The sequence below is a fragment of the Uliginosibacterium flavum genome, assembly GCF_040566545.1.
In the GTDB taxonomy this organism is placed as follows: domain Bacteria; phylum Pseudomonadota; class Gammaproteobacteria; order Burkholderiales; family Rhodocyclaceae; genus Uliginosibacterium; species Uliginosibacterium flavum.
In genome coordinates, this window is sequence record NZ_JBEWZI010000001.1 from 374,688 (window position 1) to 396,649 (window position 21,962).

Annotated in this window: 23 protein-coding genes; 9 read left to right on the forward strand and 14 right to left on the reverse strand. The window is 61.1% G+C overall.

Features of this window, described 5'->3' with window-relative positions; all coding sequences use genetic code 11:
- Window positions 1-34 precede the first annotated feature (34 nt).
- Both rpsI and rplM read right to left on the reverse strand, forming a co-directional pair.
- Entirely contained in the window at window positions 35-430 is a 396-nt protein-coding gene (rpsI, locus tag ABXR19_RS01625) for a 30S ribosomal protein S9 (protein WP_354599327.1), read from the reverse strand.
- A gap of 17 nt (window positions 431-447) precedes the next feature.
- On the reverse strand, window positions 448-876 hold the full coding sequence (gene rplM / locus ABXR19_RS01630; RefSeq protein ID WP_354599328.1) for a 50S ribosomal protein L13: 429 nt from the start codon (window positions 874-876) through the stop codon (window positions 448-450).
- Between the two features lie 494 nt (window positions 877-1,370).
- Here rplM and ABXR19_RS01635 point away from each other — a divergent pair, with 494 nt between their 5' ends.
- Window positions 1,371-1,802, forward strand: coding sequence for an OsmC family protein (locus ABXR19_RS01635; protein ID WP_354599329.1), 432 nt, complete (start codon window positions 1,371-1,373; stop codon window positions 1,800-1,802).
- 16 nt (window positions 1,803-1,818) lie between these two features.
- Here the strand turns inward: ABXR19_RS01635 and coq7 are convergent, their stop codons facing one another.
- The gene (gene coq7, locus ABXR19_RS01640) at window positions 1,819-2,439 is read right to left on the reverse strand and encodes a 2-polyprenyl-3-methyl-6-methoxy-1,4-benzoquinone monooxygenase (protein WP_354599354.1); all 621 of its coding nucleotides are present in this window, start codon (window positions 2,437-2,439) and stop codon (window positions 1,819-1,821) included.
- An 11-nt stretch (window positions 2,440-2,450) separates the two neighbouring features.
- A complete protein-coding gene (locus ABXR19_RS01645; protein ID WP_354599330.1) occupies window positions 2,451-2,978 on the reverse strand; it encodes an RNA pyrophosphohydrolase in 528 nt (175 codons plus the stop codon).
- A gap of 143 nt (window positions 2,979-3,121) precedes the next feature.
- Between ABXR19_RS01645 and ABXR19_RS01650 the strand changes: the two genes are divergently transcribed.
- From ABXR19_RS01650 to ABXR19_RS01660, 3 genes are all read left to right on the forward strand, one after another.
- Window positions 3,122-4,831, forward strand: a complete 1,710-nt coding sequence (locus ABXR19_RS01650) for a proline--tRNA ligase (RefSeq protein ID WP_354599331.1) — start codon at window positions 3,122-3,124, stop codon at window positions 4,829-4,831.
- Between the two features lie 8 nt (window positions 4,832-4,839).
- Entirely contained in the window at window positions 4,840-5,466 is a 627-nt protein-coding gene (locus ABXR19_RS01655; RefSeq protein WP_354599355.1) for a lytic transglycosylase domain-containing protein, read from the forward strand.
- Between the two features lie 86 nt (window positions 5,467-5,552).
- Entirely contained in the window at window positions 5,553-5,984 is a 432-nt protein-coding gene (locus ABXR19_RS01660) for a COG4315 family predicted lipoprotein (RefSeq protein WP_354599332.1), read from the forward strand.
- A 79-nt stretch (window positions 5,985-6,063) separates the two neighbouring features.
- Here the strand turns inward: ABXR19_RS01660 and trhO are convergent, their stop codons facing one another.
- The 9 genes from trhO to imuA all read right to left on the reverse strand — a co-directional run bounded on the left by trhO (window position 6,064) and on the right by imuA (window position 16,909).
- Window positions 6,064-6,936, reverse strand: coding sequence for an oxygen-dependent tRNA uridine(34) hydroxylase TrhO (gene trhO / locus ABXR19_RS01665; RefSeq protein WP_354599333.1), 873 nt, complete (start codon window positions 6,934-6,936; stop codon window positions 6,064-6,066).
- Window positions 6,937-7,203: 267 nt separating this feature from the next.
- Complete coding sequence (gene yedF / locus ABXR19_RS01670; protein ID WP_354599334.1) at window positions 7,204-7,443, reverse strand: sulfurtransferase-like selenium metabolism protein YedF; 240 nt, start codon at window positions 7,441-7,443, stop codon at window positions 7,204-7,206.
- A complete protein-coding gene (gene yedE, locus ABXR19_RS01675) occupies window positions 7,440-8,651 on the reverse strand; it encodes a selenium metabolism membrane protein YedE/FdhT (RefSeq protein ID WP_354599335.1) in 1,212 nt (403 codons plus the stop codon). The genes yedF and yedE overlap by 4 nt, the downstream gene beginning before the upstream one ends.
- A gap of 202 nt (window positions 8,652-8,853) precedes the next feature.
- Window positions 8,854-9,957, reverse strand: coding sequence for a sugar kinase (locus ABXR19_RS01680; protein ID WP_354599336.1), 1,104 nt, complete (start codon window positions 9,955-9,957; stop codon window positions 8,854-8,856).
- An 87-nt stretch (window positions 9,958-10,044) separates the two neighbouring features.
- The gene (locus ABXR19_RS01685; protein ID WP_354599337.1) at window positions 10,045-10,731 is read right to left on the reverse strand and encodes a bifunctional 4-hydroxy-2-oxoglutarate aldolase/2-dehydro-3-deoxy-phosphogluconate aldolase; all 687 of its coding nucleotides are present in this window, start codon (window positions 10,729-10,731) and stop codon (window positions 10,045-10,047) included.
- Window positions 10,732-10,933: 202 nt separating this feature from the next.
- The gene (locus tag ABXR19_RS01690) at window positions 10,934-14,044 is read right to left on the reverse strand and encodes an error-prone DNA polymerase (protein WP_354599338.1); all 3,111 of its coding nucleotides are present in this window, start codon (window positions 14,042-14,044) and stop codon (window positions 10,934-10,936) included.
- A 224-nt stretch (window positions 14,045-14,268) separates the two neighbouring features.
- The gene (locus ABXR19_RS01695; protein ID WP_354599339.1) at window positions 14,269-14,565 is read right to left on the reverse strand and encodes a GIY-YIG nuclease family protein; all 297 of its coding nucleotides are present in this window, start codon (window positions 14,563-14,565) and stop codon (window positions 14,269-14,271) included.
- A gap of 193 nt (window positions 14,566-14,758) precedes the next feature.
- Window positions 14,759-16,198, reverse strand: a complete 1,440-nt coding sequence (locus ABXR19_RS01700) for a Y-family DNA polymerase (RefSeq protein WP_354599340.1) — start codon at window positions 16,196-16,198, stop codon at window positions 14,759-14,761.
- Between the two features lie 3 nt (window positions 16,199-16,201).
- Window positions 16,202-16,909, reverse strand: coding sequence for a translesion DNA synthesis-associated protein ImuA (imuA, locus tag ABXR19_RS01705; RefSeq protein ID WP_354599341.1), 708 nt, complete (start codon window positions 16,907-16,909; stop codon window positions 16,202-16,204).
- A 591-nt stretch (window positions 16,910-17,500) separates the two neighbouring features.
- On the opposite strand from imuA, the gene ABXR19_RS01710 reads away from it, so the two are divergent.
- From ABXR19_RS01710 to ABXR19_RS01730, 5 genes are all read left to right on the forward strand, one after another.
- Window positions 17,501-18,160, forward strand: coding sequence for a hypothetical protein (locus tag ABXR19_RS01710; protein WP_354599342.1), 660 nt, complete (start codon window positions 17,501-17,503; stop codon window positions 18,158-18,160).
- 239 nt (window positions 18,161-18,399) lie between these two features.
- A complete protein-coding gene (locus ABXR19_RS01715; protein WP_354599343.1) occupies window positions 18,400-18,744 on the forward strand; it encodes a YkgJ family cysteine cluster protein in 345 nt (114 codons plus the stop codon).
- A 294-nt stretch (window positions 18,745-19,038) separates the two neighbouring features.
- Window positions 19,039-20,109 (forward strand): flavodoxin family protein, encoded by a 1,071-nt coding sequence (locus tag ABXR19_RS01720; RefSeq protein ID WP_354599344.1) that lies wholly within the window; start codon window positions 19,039-19,041, stop codon window positions 20,107-20,109.
- A gap of 44 nt (window positions 20,110-20,153) precedes the next feature.
- Window positions 20,154-20,609, forward strand: a complete 456-nt coding sequence (locus ABXR19_RS01725) for an OsmC family protein (RefSeq protein ID WP_354599345.1) — start codon at window positions 20,154-20,156, stop codon at window positions 20,607-20,609.
- Window positions 20,606-21,157 carry a DsbA family protein gene (locus tag ABXR19_RS01730; RefSeq protein WP_354599346.1) on the forward strand — a complete coding sequence of 184 codons (552 nt, stop codon included), beginning with the start codon at window positions 20,606-20,608 and terminating at the stop codon, window positions 21,155-21,157. Before ABXR19_RS01725 ends, ABXR19_RS01730 begins: the two co-directional genes overlap by 4 nt.
- A 95-nt stretch (window positions 21,158-21,252) precedes the next feature.
- Here ABXR19_RS01730 and ABXR19_RS01735 read toward each other — a convergent pair whose 3' ends face one another.
- Complete coding sequence (locus ABXR19_RS01735) at window positions 21,253-21,855, reverse strand: DUF4125 family protein (RefSeq protein ID WP_354599347.1); 603 nt, start codon at window positions 21,853-21,855, stop codon at window positions 21,253-21,255.
- Between the last annotated feature and the right edge of the window lie 107 nt (window positions 21,856-21,962).

The window sequence follows — 21,962 nt, forward strand, 5'->3', positions numbered from 1 at the left end:
GCCGAAGCGGGTTCTTTGGGCAATTCCCCTGCGCTTAGCGCTTGGAGAACTGTTTACGCCGACGTGCCTTGCGGAAGCCGACTTTCTTACGTTCCACTTCACGCGCATCACGTGTCACGAAACCAGCCTTCTTCAGAACCGGCTTCAGCTCAGGGCTGAAGTCGATCAGGGCACGCGTAATGCCGTGACGCACCGCACCGGCTTGGCCAGACTCACCACCACCGATAACGTTAACCATGATGTCAAAGGTCGAAACGTTTTCGGTCAGCTGAAGCGGCTGACGAACGATCATACGACCGGTTTCACGCGAAAAGAACTCATCAACAGGCTTGCCGTTGACAACAATCTTGCCAGAACCAGCTTTGATGAAGACACGGGCAACAGCCGTCTTGCGACGACCCGTACCGTAATTATATTGACCGACGGGCATACTCTATCGCTCCTGAATTAGATGTCCAGCACCTTGGGCTGCTGTGCAGCGTGCGGATGCGCAGCGCCAGCATAGCACTTGAGCTTCTTGAGCATGGCGTAGCCGAGAGGACCCTTGGGCAACATGCCCTTGACGGCCTTCTCAAGCACACGCGCCGGGAAGCGCTGTTGCAGCTTGGTGAAGTTGGTTTCGTTGATGCCGCCCGGATAACCGGTATGGCTGTAGTACTTCTTGTCTTGGGCTTTGTCACCCGTAACGCGCAACTTCTCAACATTAACGACGACAATAAAGTCGCCGGTATCAACGTGCGGCGTATAAATAGCCTTGTGCTTGCCGCGAAGGCGGCGAGCGATCTCGCTAGCCAAACGACCGAGCACTTTGTCAGTCGCATCGACGACGAACCAATCGTGCGTCACTTCATGCGGCTTGGCGGAAAAGGTCTTCATCACAGAGTTTCCTCTTGTCTTGTCTTGTTGTGCGTCGCACGGACACCCGTGCGCGGAAAGTCGGCAAGTATATGCCTGTTCAAACAGCGCTGTCAAACAAGATCTGCGCATTCAGCAAAACTCTGCAGCCCAAGCATTCGCCCGACCTGTTCGTGCTTCACCGTGAATTCGGAATAAAAAAACGCAGCCCTTGTGGGGCTGCGCCAAGTCCACACCAAAGGAGGAGGGTGGAGGAGACAATCTTCTGATCCGGCACATGCAAGGCATGTCGATCAGCACAGTTCCATTATGTGTCAGCCCGATGTTGCGTTGCAAGATCTATTTGTTTGACGCATGGAGAATGTTTCTATAAGTAAATAAATCACGCTTATCAAAGACGGCCCTGCTGCCACAAAGTCTTACGAAGCCCTGATACAGCGGGCTTGCGGACAGAAACCCCGCAAATCTTCGCCTGCCGCTACACTCTCAAACCCACCACTTACAGAGATTTCAGCATGGAATGCACAGTCAAATGGACCGGAGACGCGTCCTTCAGCGCGACGACAGGTAGCGGTCATCAGGTTGCCATGGAAGGCGCAGGCGAGCTCGGCGGCACGAATCAGGCGCCACGCCCCATGGAATTGATTCTGGTCGGCGCCGGCGGCTGCACCGCCTATGATGTCGTACTCATCCTCAAACGCGGCCGGCACGCCGTGAATGGCTGCGAAGTACGCATGAGTGCGGAGCGCGCTGAAACCGACCCCAAGGTTTTTACCCGCATCCACTATCACTATGTAGTCAGCGGACAGAGCCTTAAACCGGAAGTCGTTGAACGAGCCATCAAGCTCTCTTCCGACAAGTACTGCTCTGCGTCGATCATGCTCGGCAAAACAGCGGAGATCAGCCACGATTTCGAGATCATCGAGACTGCAGCAACGGCGCCCTGATGACGCTTGCGCTGGCTTATATACGATAGGCCAGCGTCGTCATCACGCGCGACGCCAGCTTCATCGCCATGCGCACAGGAACCGGCAATGCGTGCGCGCCAAGCTGGACTGCCATCTCGGCATGTGCAGCTTCATCGCGCTGCATCTGATCAAGAATGCTGCGGGTCCGCAAATCCTGGGCCGCAGCTTTTTGAAGGTGTGAACCCAGATGGGCTTCTACCTGTCGCTCTGTTTCAGCAAGAAACCCGAGACTCCATTTATCCCCTGCCAGCCCTGCCGCCACACCGATCGACAAAGCGCCGCCGTACCACAAAGGGTTAAGCAGGCTGACTCGCCCACCCAATTCCTTGATCCTTTGGTGCGTCCAGGCCAGATGCTCGGTTTCTTCATCAGCAGCCTTGTCCAGCGCCGCACGCGCATGATCCGAACGTGCCGTCAGCGCCTGGCCTTGATACAAGGCCTGAGCACAAACTTCACCGACGTGATTGACGCGCATGAGCCCCGCAGTGTGACGCCGCTCGGCTTCGGCCATTTCGCACTCAGGCAAGTCGGCGCCCGGGGTCGGGCGGGCGGAACGTGGCGGCGCGGCGAGCGTGCGCAGAACGCGATCAAAATGCAGAACCGCTTTGTCGAGCATGGAAAACGGACTCACTGGCTTCCCGCCACATCAAGCTCATAGCCGCGCGGTCGGGCCTGTACATCCCCATGAAACAGGATGTCGGCCAATTCATTGAGCGCCAAGCGATAAACACCACGCTTGAACTCGATTACCGACTCCAGTGGCACCCAGAATCCGGTCCAACGCCAGGCGTCGAACTCGGGATGCCCGCTGGCGCGCAGATCAACATCGCAATCGCGACCAGCCAGACGTAACAGAAACCAGATCTGTTTCTGTCCACGGTATGTCGTGCGCCATTCGCGCTTGATCCAGTGTTTGGGCACGTCATAGCGCAACCAGTCACGAGTCCGGGCGAGCACACGCACATGCTCGGGACGCAAGCCAACTTCCTCGTAGAGTTCACGGAACATCGCCTGCTCGGGTGATTCACCCTGCTTGATGCCACCTTGTGGAAACTGCCAAGAATGTTCGCGGATGCGTTTGCCCCAGAATACCTCGTTGTTCGAGTTGACGATGACGATGCCGACATTGGGGCGATAACCGTCCCGGTCGAGCATGATGAATCACCTGAATGTTGAACGTTGAACCGATTCTTTCACAGATCACCGCCCAAGGAAACCACCCGGCTCCGCCATGTCCGCCAATACAGCCGCTCGGGTACAATTCACCCTCTTTTCACGATCAGCGCCCCTCCCAGACCATGCGTGCCAGCCAGTTTTACATCTCCACCCTCAAAGAAGCTCCGTCCGACGCCGAGATCGTCAGCCACAAACTGATGATGCGTGCCGGATTCATCAAAAAACTATCTGCGGGCATCTATAACTACATGCCGATGGGGCTGCGCGTCATCCGCAAGATCGAGAACGTGATCCGCGAGGAAATGAATCGAGCCGGCGCGATCGAGCTGTCAATGCCGGTCGTGCAACCGGCCGAGCTGTGGCACGAAACGGGCCGCTTCGACAAGATGGGCGACGAGTTGTTGCGCTTCAAGGATCGCCACAATCGCGACTTCATCATCCAGCCAACTTCCGAAGAAGTAGTGACCGACATCGTCCGTCAGGATTTGCGCAGTTATCGCCAACTGCCAAAGAATCTCTATCAGATCCAGACCAAGTTCCGTGACGAGCGCCGCCCGCGCTTCGGCATCATGCGTGGCCGCGAGTTCACGATGAAGGATGCCTACTCCTTCCACACCAGCTTTGAAGATCTGCAACGCGAATACCAGAACATGTTCAGCGCCTATTCGCGGATTTTCACCCGCCTGGGCCTTGAGTTCCGTGCCGTGGCAGCCGACACAGGCGCTATCGGCGGCACTGGCTCGCACGAATTCCACGTAATTGCCGAGACCGGCGAAGACGCGATTGCCTACAATCCCGACTCCGAATACGCCGCCAATGTCGAACTGGCAGAAGCCATGGCGCCAGCGGCAGTCCGGCCGACAGCCCAGGCTGAACTTGTCAAAGTTCACACGCCCGGCGCCAAGACCATTGAACAACTGGCGGCCTTCCTCAAGCTCTCAGCCACACAGACACTCAAGTCCGTCGTCGTCGACGGTGAGGATGGCATTCCGGTCTTGCTGCTGCTGCGCGGTGACCACGAGCTGAACGAAGTGAAGGCCAGCAAACTGGCTGGCGTTTTTTCGCCCTTGCGTTTCGCCTCCCCCACCACCATCCGCGACGCCTTCGGCAGCGAACCCGGCTCGCTCGGGCCAATCGGTTTCAAAGGCCGCATTTATGCTGACCGTGCAGTAAGCGCAATGGCAGATTTTGTCATCGGCGCCAATGAAAACGACTACCACTTCACCGGCGCCAACCTTGTCCGCGATTTTCCTGAGCCCGAATTCGCAGACATCCGCAATGTCGTGGCAGGCGATCCCTCGCCCGACGGTAAAGGCCAGTTAGCCATTTGTCGCGGCATCGAAGTCGGCCACATTTTCCAGCTGCGTACGCGCTACTCCGAAGCCATGGGCTGCAAATTCATTGGCGAAGATGGCAAGGAGCAGATCATGGAGATGGGCTGCTATGGCGTGGGCGTCACCCGCATCATGGGAGCCGCCATCGAACAGAATTTCGATGACCGCGGCATCATCTGGCCCGACAGCATCGCCCCGTTCCAGATCGTGATCTGCCCAATGGGATGGAGCCGTTCTGAAGCCGTTCGTAATGCCGCCAATGCTCTTCACGCCGAACTGCTTGCCGCCGGCATCGACGTCATCATTGATGACCGTGACGAACGCCCTGGCGTCATGTTCGCCGACTGGGAGCTGGTTGGCGTGCCACATCGCGTCGTCATTGGTGATCGCGGGTTGAAAGAAGGCCAGGCCGAATATCAGGGCCGTCGTGATACCGAAGCCACCAAAGTAAACATCACGGATATCGTCTCCTTCATCAAAACCAAGCTCGGGCAGTGAACATCAAAATGCTTCAACGCCTCGCAGCCCTCTTCTTTGTTCTGCTTTGCGCGCCAGCTTGGGCGGGGGCGCAAAAAGAAGAGGAGCTCGCAGCCAGCGTACAGGCTGCCCTGCATGCGGCGGTCAGCGACCGGGCTTCGCCTGAGCCGATTTTCTCGTCTCTCGACAGCAAACTACGCTGGCTTAACGAGATGGTTCCACGGCTCGCTCGCAAAATGCCTGATCCACAGGAACGCATTGATCTCCTCAAAACAGTCTATTACGAAGCGCAACGGGCAGGCCTCGACCCACAAATGGTATTGGGTCTGATCCAGGTGGAAAGTGGCTTTCGCAAATACGCAGTATCCAGCGCTGGCGCACGCGGGCTGATGCAGATCATGCCCTTCTGGGTAAAACAGATTGGCGCTCCGGATCAAAATTTGTTTCACTTGCGCACCAACCTGCGTTTCGGCTGCACGATCCTGCGTCACTATCTCGACATTGAAAAAGGGGATTTATACCGAGCACTGGGGCGTTACAACGGCAGCCTAGGCAAAGCAGAATATCCCAACGCCGTACGCGCTGCCTGGCAGAACAACTGGAAGCTGACGTCGGATACTGTTGCACAATCGTCACCTGCTGCAATTATCCATTGAGAAAGCGCGCAGTACTTGGAATAATGCCGATTGGCGTCCCAAAATGACCCAGAGTTTGTTTGACAACACACCAGGAGGACACACATATGAAGCAAAAGCTTAGCCTCGTCGTTGCATCGCTCTCTCTCGCACTGCTGTCTGCATGCAGTTCAACTCCCTCCGTTCCGGAAGCTGTCGCCCCTGCCATCGTCAAGGGCGACATGCTGGTCAGCACCAGCGGCGAAACACTGTACTTCTACAAGAAGGACACCAAGCCCAATGAGAGCGCATGCGTACGCGACTGCCTCAAAGTGTTTGGCCCTCTGTTTCCGACGCCTGATGACGCAGATATTGGTGACTACAAGATCATCGAGCGCACTGACGGCATGAGCCAATGGGCACTCAAAGGCAAGCCACTGTACCTGTGCACGGGCGCCAAGGCTCCAACGGGCGCCCCCGCATCAATGGTAAAAGCAGCTGAAACAGCTGCCGCGAACTGTGCCAAGGCCATGGCCGACTTTGAAATCGCCAAGCCGTAATATCCGGCAAGCCTGAAAAGGGCTGCTCGAAAAAATGCCGCCAAGTCAGCTTGGCGGCATTTTTATTTGCGCAGGCTGCTTACGAAATCTCAGCATCCCGATCTGCAGCCCCCTCCGGCTCCTGATCCAGACGTTGCGCACGCGCCAGCCGCCATTGCTCACCTGGCGCATCGACATACACATCCTCCACGGTCGTGGCGGTTTCCTGCAGATGCGTATCGAGCGCGACGCGCCGATCGAAGACGAAACACTCGCCTTGCCAGTCCGCCTCGGCATCCGGCATTTTCTCGAAAAAATTCAGAATGCCGCCCTCGAGCTGATACACCGTCAGCCCACGATCCAGCAACCAGGCGCTGGTCTTCTCGCAGCGGATGCCTCCGGTGCAATACATGGCCACACGCTTGCCCTCGCTCTTCCACTCATCCAGATGCGCCTCAACATAACGCGGGAAGTCGCGGAAGTTATTCACCAGCGGATCGATGGCCTTGTTGAAGTGACCCAGACGGAATTCAAAACTGTTGCGGTTATCGATCAACACCACATCATCCTGCGCAATCAGCTCGCGCCATTGCTGCGGATTCAGGTCGATACCGGTCTGCGCAGTCGCATCCACACCCGGCACACCCAGCGGCAGAATCTCCGCCTTCAGCCGTACCTTCATCTTGCCGAAAGGTGCCGTCCTGCACGGGCTGCGCTTGAAATGCAGGCCAACGAATTTTCCCGCCAGACGCGGATCGGTCGCCAACTGACGCTCGAACGCATCCAGCGCCAGCGCACTACCTGCAAGCATGCCGTTGATGCCCTCACCCGCCACCAGGATGCTGCCAAGCAAACCTTCGGTCAGCTCACACAGGGTTTCCACCACTGCCTCGGGATCAGGCAGGGCAACGAATTTGTAAAAGGAAATGTGAAAAATCGCCGACTCGGGCGACAAGGTCTCTGGGGTAGGCATGTCTTGTTCTGGGCTAACGGGGGCGCGGCGATGATAGCCGCTATCGCGCGCCAGCGGACAAACACATGAAGAGCCGCATGCAGCGGGCGTCTTCGAGCAGGCCTGTTGCACAGCCTCACCCCGCCTTGCTGTGCAGGCAGGCACGCTGAAGAACAAGCAGCAGAAAGCCTCTTCAGGCCGAGCCTCTCAGCGCCCCAACACAGCACTACAGACAAGAAAAAGCCCACCGTTTTTCCGCCGGCGGGCTATTTCACTATTGCCTGCGCTTCAACGCCGGATCAGATAACGGATGGTCGGGCCATCCTGCTGAATTTCCAGCACTTCATAACCGTGATTCTTCGCATCCAGCGGAATGTTGTTGATGGACTGCGGGCAGTCGCTGACCACCTCCAGAATCTCGCCGGGTTTGAGCTGCGGCATAGCTTCCAGCGTGGCGACCGCAGGATAAGGACAGGGCTCACCGACCATATCCAAACGATAGTCGGGAACGTAAACGGGCTTGTTCATACAGCCTCCTTGGCAAGGGTATCTTTTGCGGCTTTACGGGCGAAGAAGTGTTTCTCCCAGGCCAATACGGCCAGCATGGCCAGCGCGAGCAACAAATAAGTCACGATCAGACCACCTTGCGGACCGAAGACTTCCAGCAGATTGGTCTTGGGATAGCTGGTGGCAAGCGCCGGGGCAATGTCATCCCACATGGCGGCCAGCACGGTGGCGCCGATGATGTTGCCCAGCCCGACCCACCAGTAATGCACCTGTCCTTCCACCGCGCGATACATCCAGCCGGTTTCGCAGCCACCCGCCAGCACGATACCGAAGCCAAAGAGTAGCCCGCCGATGACGGCATTCGGCCCCATCCACATGATCTTGGCGGGCACGCCGAGCTGCACGTAGCTGTACACACCGATGGTGCTCACGGCCATGCCGATCAGGATGGCCTTGGCCATCTGGGTGCGGCCGGTGAGCCACAGATCACGGAAGGCCGAAGTGAAACACACCTGCGCACGCTCGATGATCAAGCCGAAGGCCACGCCGAACAAGGCCGCCAACCCGAGCTTGGGTGCAGAAAAGGTGGTAGCGACAGCCCACAAGACGACGCCAACAAATACCAGCATGCCCAAGCGGAAACGCCGTGCGGCGTGATCGGGATGCTGCGTCAGCGGCTGGGCGGCCGACACCTTCTGCAGCTTCACCGGAATGCGAAATACCGGCAGCATGGTGAAGCGCGCACCGAACCAGGAGCCGGCCGCCGCCGTCAGCATGAAAAACCAGGCATGCAGGGAAAATTGCGGAATGCCGGTGAAGAAAGCCGCGAGGTTGCAGCCCATCGCCAGCCGCGCGCCAAAACCGGCGATCATGCCGCCGACGACCGCCTGTACGATGCGGATGCGGTGCTGCGGCATACGCAACTTGACGTTATTGGCCCACAACGCGGCAGAGAGACACCCGGCAAACATGCCGATGATCATCATGCCGTCGACGCGATCCAACGGCGTACCCGCCAGCCCGATCACCTTGAAGTAGCCCCAGCTTTCAGGCTGAGCGCCGAAGGCCTGTAGCAGATGCCCGCCCCAGCGCGTAAATTCGCCAGTCACGGCCCAGAAGGTGCCGGTGATGCCGAAGTAATACGCCGAGAGCACGCCCGCCGCGAGCACCGCAGGCACAGGCGCCCAGAAACGCACCAGATAGTTCTGTTTGAATTCTTGCCAGGTCATGGCGTGACACTCTCTTTCATGTTTCCCAACAAAAAACCCGCAGACATTGCCTGCGGGTTTTTTGATTTACAACCCAACCGTCAGATTTGTGCAGGGCGCGTAGCGAGCGGAGTCGAGGTCGAAACGAGGAGCGGATACGTACGTGAGTACGTTGAGCACCGGAGTTTCGAGATCGGCCCGCGCAGTAGCGCAATGCGCAAATTTATCGAATGACGCGAGCGCCTTTGCCCTTCATTGCAGCTTCAACTTCTTCCACGCGAACCATGGAGGTATCGCCCGGGGTGGACATGGCCAGTGCGCCGTGCGCTGCGCCGTATTCGACGGCAGCTTGCGGGCCCTTGCCTTCCAGGAAGCCATAGGCCAGACCGGAAGCGAAACCATCACCGCCACCGACGCGGTCATAGATTTCCAGGTTTTCGCGCTTCATGGACTGATACAGCTCGCCCTGGTAATAGCACAGTGCGGACCAGTCGTTGATCGTCGCGGTCTTGGCGTTGCGCAGGGTGGTGGCAGCCACCTTGAAGTTCGGGAACTCGGCGACAGCGGTTTGAATCATCTTCTTGAAGCTGTCGGTTTCGATGTTGGTCAGGTGCTCGTCGGCGCCTTCCACTTCGAAGCCCAGACAGGCGGTGAAGTCTTCTTCGTTGCCGATCATCACATCGCAATATTTGGCGATGTTGCGGTTGATCTTCTGCGCGCCTTCTTTGCCACCCTGGCTCTTCCACAGGGAAGCGCGGTAGTTCAGGTCATAGGCCACGACGGTGCCGAACTTGTTGGCCCATTCAACGGCTTCGATCACGGCTTCAGCGGTGTTCGAGGCCAGCGCGGCGAAGATGCCGCCGGTCTGGAACCAGCGCACGCCTTCTTCACCGAACAGCTTTTCCCAGTTCACTTCACCCGGGCGGATTTGCGAAGCAGCCGTGTGGCCGCGATCGGAACAACCCAGAGCCGGACGGATGCCGAAGCCCTTTTCCGTGAAGTTCAGACCGACGCGGGTGTTCTTGCCCAGACCGTCGAAATCGCGCCAGATGACGTGGGACATGTCCACGCCGCCCTGCATGATGAAATCTTCAACCAGCCAGCCCAGGTCGTTCTTCGGCAGAGCCGTGACGACTGCAGCGCGCTTGCCCCAGCACTTCTTCATGGCGCGAGCGACGTTGTACTCGCCGCCGCCTTCCCACACCTGGAACTGGCGGGAGTTACGCACGCGGCCGAAGCCCGGGTCGAAACGCAGCATGACTTCACCGAAGGACACGCAGTCCCACTTGGTTTCGGCGGCAGATTTGATGATCAGTTCAGAAGACATTTTTTATCCTGTGATGTGAGTGGAGTCGATGTTCGTACTGCGGGCCGCGCAGCTTGCGCTGAGCGGCCCGACAGAATTCAAAACAGATTACTTCGCAGCCAGTTCGGCCTTGATGGTCTTGACCAGCTGAACGGTCTTGCGAACGTTTTCTTCGATGCCCTTGTAATCCTTGGCGTCGAGCAGCTTCTTGGTGATCAAGTTGGAACCGATACCGCAAGCAACGATGCCGGCGCCATACCACTTGCGCAGGGACTCTTCGGTCGGCTCGACACCACCGGTGGGCATGATGCGCGTCCAGGGCATCGGGCCCATGACGCTCTTGACGAACTCGGGACCGCCCACGGAAGCGCCCGGGAACACCTTGACGATTTCGCAGCCCAGCTCTTGTGCGTAGCCGATTTCGGTCGCGGAGCCACAGCCGGGGCTGTAAGGAATGCCACGACGGTTACAGACTTTGGCCACTTCGGCGTTCAGCATCGGGCCGACGATGAACTTGGCGCCGTTGGCAATATAGATACCGGCTGTCGGGGCTTCAACGATGGAGCCCACGCCCATGATCACGGACGGATCAGCCTTGGAGAAGTACTTGGTGACTTCAAAAAACACGTGCGAAGCGAAATCGCCACGGTTGGTGAACTCGACGCAAGGCGCGCCGCCATTGGCACAAGCCTGGATAACGCTCTTGCAAACTTCGACGTCCGAATCATAAAACACCGGAATCACAGCCTGGTCCATCATCGCGGCCAATACGGCCATACGGTCTTTTGCAGCCATTGCAAATCTCCTGATTAGTATTAAGTTGCGCCGCAGGGGGAGCGACACGCGGTCCAGCAAGCCCGCGATTTTCCCGCAATAGCAGCCAACTATCAAGGCAAAGACCCTGATTCATCAGCAATATTCCCGGAAAACGGACGATAAAAAGCGGAAGGATGATGTCACGCAAGGCTTTACAGGGATTTGACACAGTGCAAAGCAACTAGTGGAAATCCCGGCTCGTCGTATCCAGCCGACCCAGCCAGGGCGTCAGATCAACCAGGCGCTTGGCAATCAGGTGCACCACCCCGCCCTCGGACTGCAACTGACCGAAGACGCCAAGCAGGCGCGCCCCCAGCAACTCGCGGCGCTGGCGCTCGGCCAGCCAGGGATGAACGATCACGTTGAGCATGCCGGTTTCGTCTTCCAGCGTAACGAATACGCTCTTGGCCGAGCCGGGCTTCTGCCGCGAAGTCACAATGCCCGCGACCCGCGCCAGTGCTCGGTCTCCCGCCTGCATGGCTGCAGACGCAGGCAGGAAGCGCCTCTGCGCGAGGCGCTCGCGCAAAAGGCTGAGCGGATGGGCTCGCAGGCTCATGCCGAGGCTGGCATAGTCCGCCACCAGATTCTGGCCCACGCTGGGCGCAACGAATTCGACCAGCGCTTCGGGCGCCGGCACGGTTTCAAACAGATCGTGCTGCAAGTGCAGACCGCTGACCTGCCAGGCCGCATCACGGCGATGACCGGACAGACCGGCAAGCGCATCGGCCTCGGCCAGGCGGCGCAGTTGCCCGGCCTCCAGCCCGGCGCGCGCAGCCAGATCCGCCACATCGCGAAAGGCGCCCTGCGCGCGCGCCGCCACGATAGCCTGCGCAGATTCAAAGCTCAGGCCGGCCACCTGTAACAGGCCAAGCCGCACAGCCGGCCGGCGGGGCGCACACGGCTCCAGCATGCAATCCGCCGCACTCACATTCACATCAACCGGCAGCACTGTCACACCATGCCGGCGCGCGTCCTGCAGCAGCTGCGCCGGGGCGTAGAAGCCCATCGGCTGGCTATCAAGCAGTGCGCACAAGAAGGCCTCCGGCTCGTGGCGCTTGAGCCAGCCCGACACGTAAGCCAGCAGCGCGAAACTGGCGGCGTGCGACTCGGGAAAGCCGTACTCGCCAAAGCCCTCGATCTGCCGGCACAAGGCATCAGCAAATTCGGCCGGATGACCCTTCGCGTGCATGCCGGCACGCAATTTATCCTTGAAACGCTCGACGTGGCCCTTCTGCTTCCAGGACGCCATGGCGCGGCGCAGCTGATCGGCTTCGCCAGGCGTGAAGCCCGCCGCGACAATGGCCAGCTGCATCACCTGCTCCTGAAAAATCGGCACACCATAGGTGCGGCTCAGCACTGCGTCGATCTCCGGGCTGATACGCGCCACGGCCTCCTTGCCTTCGCGCCGGCGCAGGTAGGGATGAACCATGTCGCCCTGAATCGGGCCGGGCCGCACGATTGCCACCTGCACCACCAGATCGTAGAACTGGCGCGGCTTCAGGCGCGGCAGCATGCTCATCTGCGCACGCGATTCGACCTGAAACACGCCAATCGAATCGGCGCGGCTGAGCATCTCGTAAGTGGCGCGGTCGCCCTCCGGAATGTCGCTCATGCCAAACGGGACTCCGCGACGCTGCGCCACCAGATCCAGCGCCTTGCGGATCACCGTGAGCATGCCCAGCGCCAGCACATCGACCTTGAGCAGACCCAGCGCTTCGAGATCGTCCTTGTCCCACTGGATCACCGAGCGCTCAGCCATCGCCGCGTTTTCCACCGGCACCAGACGCGCCAGCGGCCCGCGCGAAATCACGAAACCACCGACGTGCTGCGAGAGATGGCGCGGAAAGCCGCGCAACTGCTCGGCCAGCGCCAGCCAGCGCGCCACGCGCGGGCTGGTCGGATTCAGGCCGATGGCCGCAAGGCGCTCGGGCAGCTCTTCGCGCTTGTCCCACCAGGCCAGCGAGCTTGTCAGCGCCGACACCTCGGCTTCGCCAAAACCCAGCGCCACGCCCACATCGCGCAGCGCGCTTTTCGTTCGGTAGCAGATCACCGAGGCGGCCAGTGCGGCTCGCTCGCGGCCGTACTTGCCATAGATGTACTGGATCACTTCTTCGCGCCGCTCATGCTCGAAATCCACGTCGATATCCGGCGGCTCATCGCGTTCCTTCGACAGGAATCGCTCGAAGAGCAACTCGGCGCGCATCGGGTCCACCTCGGTGATTCCCAGCGCATAACAGACGGTGGAATTCGCCGCCGAGCCGCGCCCCTGACACAGGATGCCGCGCGAGCGTGCAAACAAAACGATGTCATACACGGTCAGAAAGAAAGGTTCATACGCCACGCTGGCGATGAAGCTCAATTCCTTCTCCACGCCCGCGCGCACCTTGGCCGGCACGCCCTGCGGATAGCGCCGCGCCAGGCCTTCTTCGGTCGCCGCGCGCAGCCAGCTCGTCGGCGTGTGGCCGGGCGGCACCACCTCCTGCGGGTATTCGTAGCGCAACTCCGCTGGCGAGAAACGGCACAGCGCGGCGATCTTCAGCGTTTCGGCCAGCAGCGCTGGCGGGTACAGACGGGCCAGACGCAGGCGCGTGCGCAGATGGCGCTCGGCATTCGGGAACAGCGCCTTGCCGGCCTCGAACAGCGGCGTGCGCAGGCGGATCGCGGTCAGCGTGTCCTGCAGCGCGCGACGGCTGCGCGCATGCATGTGCACATCGCCCGCAGCCACCAGCGGCAACTCGCACGCCGCGCCCAGCGCGCGTAGCCGCGCCAGCCAGCCCGCATCATCGGCGCCGCACAGTAACTCGGCGGCGATCCACAGACGGCGCGGAAAGCGCGCTTTCAACCAGTGGCCGTCGGCTTCTGCGGATTCTTCGCCGGGCAGCCACAGCGCCAGACAATCCGGCACCGCGCCGCTCGGCGAGATTGCCTCCAAGTCACCTCGCAGCAGGCGATAGCTGCCCTTCTCCGAACGCCGTCGGGCCAACGTGATCAGCGCCGACAGATTGCCGTAGCCCTCGCGATTGCACGCCAGCAACACCAGCCGCAAGCCACAGGCCAGCCGGAACTCGCTGCCGATGATCAACTGCGGCGCCGGGATGCCGGCTTTCTCCAGTTCCCGCTGCGCCTGCCAGGCCTGCACGATGCCGGCCAGCGAGCATTCATCGGTGATCGCCAGCGCCCGGTAGCCACGCTGCGCCGCCTGCTGGATCAACTCCGCCGGCAGCGAGGCGCCCCGCAGGAAGCTGAAGCTGGAGAGGCAGTGGAGTTCGGCGTAATCGGGGAGTTTAGACATGAACACGCCCCCTCCCGTCGTCCCCGCGCAGGCGGGGACCTAGTGACTTACCACGCGCGCCCACAGTCGCTGGATTCCCGCCGCAGCCTGCCCTCGAGAGAATTAGTCGGGGGCGGGAACGACGGCTTGCTGTCGGCCGCTGCCGCTCTGCGGATCGCTGGCTCCCGCCGTAGCCTGTGCTCGAAAGAATTAGTCGGTGACATGAATGACGAAAATGCGCATGTTCAACCACAAACCTGCTCCCACAAATCATGCCAATAGGGATTACGTTCCTCAATCAGGCGCAGCTTCCAGTCCCGGTTCCATTTCTTGATTTGTTTTTCACGCGTGATCGCCGAGTCCATGGTCGCGTGCTGTTCGAACCAGACGAGCAGGCTAACGCCATGACGTTTGGAGAACCCATCCACTTCACCATTCCTGTGCTGCCAGACTCGCTTGATGAGATCGGAAGTCACACCAACGTAGAGCGTGCCGTTGCGCTGGCTCGCCAGAATGTAGACACACGGATTCCGCTCTCTCATCACCTCGGCCTCTTCAATCGAAACAAACCATCAAACTCCGTCGCTCCCGCGCTGACAGACGCCCAAAGCAACAGACACCCACACAAACCAGCAACACCGTCGTCCCCGCGAAGGCGGGGACCCAGCGACTCACCGCCCCCCCAAAGACTCTGGGTTCCCGCCTTCGCGGGAACGACGGGAAATTTGTGATCTTTCACGCAAACAGCCCGTGCAACCACCAACCCCGCGCATCGCGAAACACCCACAGCCACTCGCCGCGCGGGCTGCAGGCGACGAAGTAATCGCGCTGCACGTCGCCGATCAGCGCGCGCGCTTCGCGTTGTTCGCCCTGCTCCCACCAGCCGCTTTCGATGCGCGCGGGCCCGGCCAGGCGCAGCAGATTGCCGCCGCGCTGCGGCACGCCATCGCGCTCGCTCAGGGCTTGCGGCGCGGGCAGCAACCACAGGGGCTGCGCACCCGCCGCCAATCCGGCCGCCGCCGGAGCGCCTTCTGCCACGACGCGGCTGGCGCATTCCGGGCGGTGATCGGCCACGGCCGTGAGGCCGTGCACGGCGTCCTTGCCCAGCCGCGCACGCAGGCGCTCGATCACCGGGGCCAGGGCCAGCGCGGCTTCCTGTCCGAAAAGGCCCAGCGTGCGGCCGGCCAGCGGCTGCGGCGCAGCGGCCACCAGTTGCAGGCGCCAGACCTGCGCGGTCAGGCGGCAGCGCTCGATGCGCTCGCGCAGCACCCGTTCCAGGCGCGCCAGATCGGCCGTGGCCTCGGCGAAAGCCAGCGTCAGCACGGTCGGCGGCAGGCCGTCTTCGTGTTCCAGCAGCAAGCTGCACTCCGCCACACCCGCACTGCGTGCGGCGAGCCAGCCGGCCAGACTCGCCATCAGCCGGCGCGCCGCAAACAGCAGCATGCTGGCGTCAGAAACCTTGGCCGGCAGCTCCAGACGCTGCTCGAAATGCTCGGGGAAGATGAAACTCTCACGCAGATCCGGCACCTCGCCGCGCGCCTGCGCCAGCCACAGCGGCAGCGCGCCACCAAAGCGCCGGCGCAATCCGGCCGCAGGCAAGGTGAACAGATCGCCAAGCGCGCGCACACCCAGCGCCGCCAGGGTGCGCGTCGTCGGGCCATCCAGCTCGCCGAGCACCGCCAGTGGCAAAGGGGCGAGCCGCGTCGGCAAGTCGAGCAGGCTCTCGCAGGGCCCGGCGTCCTCGGCGCGCGCCAGCCACTGCGCGCCCAGCGGCGTGGGCGCCACCGCCTGAACGGCCGTCAGCCCCTGCGCCTGCAACTCGGCCAGGGCCTTGTCGCACAAGGCGGCCAAGCCGCCGAACAGGCGCACGCAACCGCCGATTTCGAGCAGCAACTCATCGGGCGGCGCAACGCTGACCTGCGGCGTAAAACCTTCGGCCCAGCACGCCAGCATGTGCAGCAACTCGGCCTCGCGCGGCGCCTGCTGTTCGCGCACGTTCAGCCCCGGCGCCAGCCCCAGCGCTGCGGCCAGACGCAGGCCGGGCGCGATGCCGGCGGCCTGCGCCGCAGCGTTGGCGCACACGACGCGCTGGCGCGCCGTCACCACCACCGGGCCGTCATCGGGCGGAAAGACCTCCAGCGCCAGCAAAGGAAAACGCAAGCACAGCCACAACATGGCTCAGGCCCATGCGGCTTGCGCCACGAGTGGCGTTTGCGCGGGCGCCAGCCGGGCCAGCAGACGCGCCTGCGCCACCGGCCGCGCGACCGGCAGGCACAAAGTCTGCGAACTCAGCGGGCCGCGCCGCTTGAAAACACGCAGCTGCAAACCCTCGGCCGAGCCGGCAAGGTTCAAACGCAAGGGTGCTGGCGAAGCCTGACGCGCAGCCGCCGCCGGGCGAAACACGAAAGCCGGCGCGGGATGGCCTTCGGCAGCCATTTGCAGGCGGCGCAAAGTGCGCGTATCGATCTGCGCCGGCAGCCAGACGAGCAAGGCGCCCAGCGCACCGCTAGCCAGCAGGTGCTCCGCCGCCCAGGCGACTTCCGCCCCGCGCGCCTCGACCAGCAACAGACGCTCCAGCGGCAGCACCGCCGCCCAGGCCGGCGCGTGCGGGCGCTGTGGCGGCGCGATCAGCGCAATCGGCGCCTGCACCGCGCAGGCCTGCAACACCGGCTGCAACAGCGACAACTCACCGATCCCGCTGGCCTCCAGCAGCAATTCGCTCAGCGCCCCGCGCGGCCAGCCGCCGCCCGGCAACTCCGCATCCAGTGCAGCAAAGCCGCTGGCCACGCCGGCCTCGCCCGGCATAGCCAAGCGGTCGCCACGCCAGATGTCGTTGCGCAGCAGAACGGTTTGCAGAGAAGGGGCAATTTGCGCAGCGGCAGCCATGGTTTCCGATCCGGCCTGGCACGCAGGCGCCAGCGAATGCTGATTATTTATACAGTAGTTTTTTACACAGTATAAAGCGCTTCAGCCCGAATGCCAGCCCTCTTTGAAAGCCGCGCGCAGTGGCGCTCTACAGGCAGGCATCCCGAACAGGGCCGCCCAGCATAGTTAAGCCGTTCGTGCAGAGCGTAAAGAGCGAAGCGACTGAAGTCGAAGCATGAAGGGCTGGGCCCCAACCCTTCGACTTCGCTACGCTACGCTCAGGGCGAACGGTGTTTTGGAGGCTTAACTAAACTGCATTACCGCCCAGCAAGGCTTTCAGGCAAGCCCTTGCCCAAGCCGCCGCACTTGATCACCCGTGCTGGAGCAACATGATCACGACGCTATTGCTATGATGCTGGCGTGCTGGTCGCTGAGATCATTTGGCGGCTGTCGCCATGAGCGGACTCTCCGGCAGAGTCCCCAAAATGAAGGAAGCCATTCTTCGCCATTCGGTCGCGCCATAACAGGGAGCACACGCCGATAATTAAAGGCAAACCTGCGCCCTATAACACGTTAGGCGCTTCATCGCAGCGCTATGCGAATCGAGGAACCATGAAAGACAAGCGTTTCGTTGCTGGATTGATCTTTACTGTCGGCTGGTTGGGCTTCTCGCTATACATGCTCTTGACTAAAAAGCAGCCAACAGAGCTGAATGCATGGGGTGATTTCTTTGCAGGGTTCTTTGCACCACTCGCCTTCCTCTGGCTAGTTCTAGGTTACTTGCAGCAAGGTGAGGAGCTTCGCCACAGTACCGAGGCACTAAGACTGCAAGCGGAAGAACTAAAGAACTCCGTCGAGCAGCAGAGTCAGCTTGTCGCAGTAAGTCGCGAGCAGATGCAGCAAGAACTGCGCGCGCTGGAGGATGAGCGCGAAAGACGACGAGACGCAGCGCGACCAAAGTTTATTCCTCAGCACTCCACTACTATACGAAGCGGTGGAACGACTGAATACAAGATTAAGTTGGTGAATGTCGGGAATACCGCAACCAAATTCAGGATGAGAGTCGATCCAGAGCTAGATGGGTTCTCATTTCACAACCAAGCCATCGTCTCCAACGGGGAAGTCATCAGCCTTAGTTTCAAGGCGAGTCCAAACCCAACCATTGCAACCATCAACTACGTAGATGCAGATGGGTTGCCAGGAGAAGTACGTTTCGATCTTAGCGCTGAGGCTGAACGCTTCGTAATTGGTGAGGTTCACCGTGTTGTCTGAAGACAAAGAAAACGGCACATGCCCATAAGAAGCGCCTAACCTTCCATCGAGAGGACGCTTTCCGGCCTACGGCCTCAAAGCGCCTTTCATGTCAAACGTTCAAGCGGCTACTCAGCAGCGTGATCAGATGCCGCCAGCGCGCTGATCAACCAGATGCTCGCGGCTGACCCAATTCTGCGGGCGTCCTGAACCGGTTTTTCAGGAACGGGAATGGCGGCCGGCGTGGGACAATGCCCGCCATGAGTTCCACCTACCCTTCCGACGCCGCCTTCATCGACCCCAGCGTCAGCTGTTCCACCTGCCGGGCCTGCTGCTGTCAGCTGGAAGTGATCCTGATGGGCGAGGACAGCGTGCCGCGCCACCTGACGCATGAAGATGAATGGGGCGGCGAGGTGATGCGTCGCCTCGACGATGGCTGGTGCGTGGCGCTGAATCGCGACACGATGCTGTGCACGATCTACGAGCGCCGGCCGGACGTGTGCCGCGACTACGACATGGGCGGGTTGGCTTGTATCGAGGAGCGCGCGCACCTTGATGCGCCCAAAAACGGCGGCACCGTGCATCCGCTGAAGGGGCCGTTTTAGGCCCCTACCTGAAGAGCCGCCCCCAGCAAGCCTCTTCAGCATGGCATCGTGCGCAGCCTGGCGGGGTGCGGTTCTTCGGGCACCCTGCCCCACATCGCCGTAATCCCTCTGCACCTCGGATCATTCCTTCTCGCGTCCCGTGCAGCGCATGAATGAGCTTTGTACGCTGGCAAACAGACCTCCCGTTTCCTGACTGCGACCATTGCGCCTCGATGTGCGTCGTACCGGCGCGACTGTGCTGCCGGGCACGCAGATCGCGTCATTGCCTGACGGCATCTGCAGCGAGGAATGGACATGAGCGAAATCCGGACGGGACAGGCCCCGGCGCCTTTGACGCGCGAGCAGTTTCATACGCTCTATCAGGTCCGCTTCTACGACCCGGCTTATGCGGTCGAGCAGGAAGCGATTGCCCGCCTCGAAGAGATTGCCTGGCAAGCCATTCAGGACGGGCGCAAGGCGCCGATCACCCAGGCTGCGGGGCCGGAGTTTGCCGACCCGAGCTATCAGATATCGGTGCAGTGGCTGGAAACCCGCAAGCGTTTGCGTCTGGCGCAGGCACGCTGGGAAGACAGCGCCGCGCCCTCACGCGTCCTGCTGATCTGTGGCAGCGCGCGCAACGATGGCAGTTGCGCGGGCGAGAACTCGAAAACCTGGCGTTTGACCGGGCTTGCCCAGCAGATCGTGGAGCAGGCCGGCGTCGAGGCCGATGTGCTGGATCTGAGTCTGGTCACTTCCGAATATGGCCGCAGCATTCAGCCGTGCAAGGGCTGTGTGTCGAGTGCGATGCCGCTGTGCCACTGGCCCTGCAGCTGTTACCCGAATCACGCCCTCGATCACGCCGACGACTGGATGGCCGAGATCTACGAGCGCTGGGTCGCCGCTCATGCCGTAATCATTCTGGCGCCGACTTACTGGTATCAGTCGCCCGGCCCGCTGAAGCAGATGATCGACCGCATGGTCTGTGCCGATGGGGGCAATCCCGATCCGACCACGACTCACGGCAAACATCTGGCCGAAGCCAGACTCATCGAACAACAAGGCTGGGACTACCCCAAGCATCTGGCTGGCCGCGCCTTTGGCGTAGTGGTGCATGGCGACGTGGCCGGCGTTGAAGTGCACCGGCGCAATCTGTGCGACTGGCTGGAGTGGATGGGCATGATCGATGCCGGCGCGGCCGCCAAAATCGACCGTTACATCGCCTACTACGAGTCCTACTACGGCAGCCACGCGGCGCTGGACAAGGACACGGCCATGCAGGAAGAAGTCCGCAACGTGGCGCGCGCGGTAGTCAGCGCGGTCGCGGAACTGCGCGCCGGGCGCCTGAGCCGGCCAGACAAACAAACCCGGCCACCGCGCCCCAAATAGGCCGGCCGCTTCATCCACCCACCCCTTACTTGAAAGGCTTCACCATGACCGAAAAAACCGCCAACGTACATTGGGAAGGCTCCGGCAAAGCCGGCCTGGGCCAGATCAGCACTCAAACTGCGGCGCTCAAGGCTTATCCCTACGGCTTTGCGAGCCGCTTCGAGGATGAGCGCAAAGGCAGCAACCCCGAAGAACTCCTCGGCGCAGCGCATGCAGCCTGTTTCACCATGGCCTTCTCTTTTGCCTGCGAAAAAGCCGGATTCCCCAGCGCCGTGATCGACACCCAGGCCAAGGTGCGCCTGACCCAGCAAGGCGACGCCTTCGTGATCGACCGAATCGCCCTGAGCCTGACGGCCAGCGTGCCCGGGATCAACGATGCCCGCTTCCAGGAAATTGCCGAGCAAGCCAAGCGCGACTGCCCGCTGTCCAAGGCGCTGGCGAGCGTGCCCGAGATCACTCTGCGCGCCACGCTCCAGACCAGCAAAGGTGCCGCCTCATGATTTACGCCGAAGATACCGTCGACGCGCCTGAAGCCGCGCTGGCCGCGACCGAGCACAGCCTGGGCGAATCCCACGCCAGCGTGACCCTGCTCGAATATGGCGATTACGAATGCCCCGCCTGCATCCGCGCCGAACCGCTGGTGCGAGGTCTGATCGCAACCACTGGCCCGCGCTTGCGCTTCGTGTTCCGCCACTACCCGCTGGTCGAATTGCACGCCCACGCCGAACTGGCCGCCGAGGCAGCCGAAGCCGCGGCGGCACAAGGCCAGTTCTGGCCCATGCACCAACTGCTTTTCAGCCAGATCCACAAGCTGACTTTGCCGGACCTTGCCGCCTATGCCGAATCAATCGAACTCGACATGATCCGCTTCAACGGCGAAATGGCGGACCGGATCTACACTCAGCGCGTGCAGGAACACCGGCGGGCGGGGGAGCAAAGCGGCCTGCAGACCACGCCAGCCTTCTTCCTCGACGGCAAGTTGATCGACGTTTCTGATGGTTTCGGAAAACTTGAAGACGCGGTTCGTGCCGCTCTGGCCGGAAAATAAAGGGCGTTCATCGCCTGCCTGAAGATCCTCATCTGTCGGGCTTCTTCAGGCAGGCATCGTGAAGAGCGAAGCCAAATGAGGCTCTACAGCCTGCCTTACTGCAGCTTCTGTTCCGCCGCCGCCAAACTCTCGTAACCGTAGAGCAGCGCCGTGTGTTGCATGGCCGCCGTCGTGATGTTCTCGCCGCGCTGCACATAGTCATCGATCATTTTCTGATAGGCCTGCAGCGTCGCCTCGGAATAGGTGCCCAGCTCCCCGCGCAGATAGGTCTCAAACGATGTTCCGCTGGGCGAATCCTCTGCCGTGCGGATCAGGCGGGCCTGACTGGACATGCGCGGATACACGCGCGCAAAGGCTTCGCGCCATTCGAGCTGCTGGGTAATGATCGCCTCGATAGTGCTGAGCTGCCAGGCGCTGAGCGGCGGCAAGGTGTGCTCAAAAGTGGCGTATTCCTGCGGCGCGGTGGAGATCATCATGCGCGCGTATTTTTCCTGGATCAGGTTGCGGCCAGCTTTTTTGGCGCGCTGCAGATCGTCCAGATAGCTCTCCCGCGTGGCTTTATCCCAACTCAGAAACTGGCTCTTGCGCATGAGCTCAAACGTGGCGAAATCGTCCTGGCAATTCGCGCGGCCGCCGGCGTTATTCACCTTATCGAAGGCGCTCCATTCCAGGCTGATGATGGCGTCGATGGGGGTCATGGGGCTGAGTCCTGTGGTGATGAATCGTTATCGCAAGTCGCAAGTCGCAAGTCGCAAGTCGCAAGTCGCAAGTCGCAAGTCGCAAGTCGCAAGTCGCAAGTCGCAAG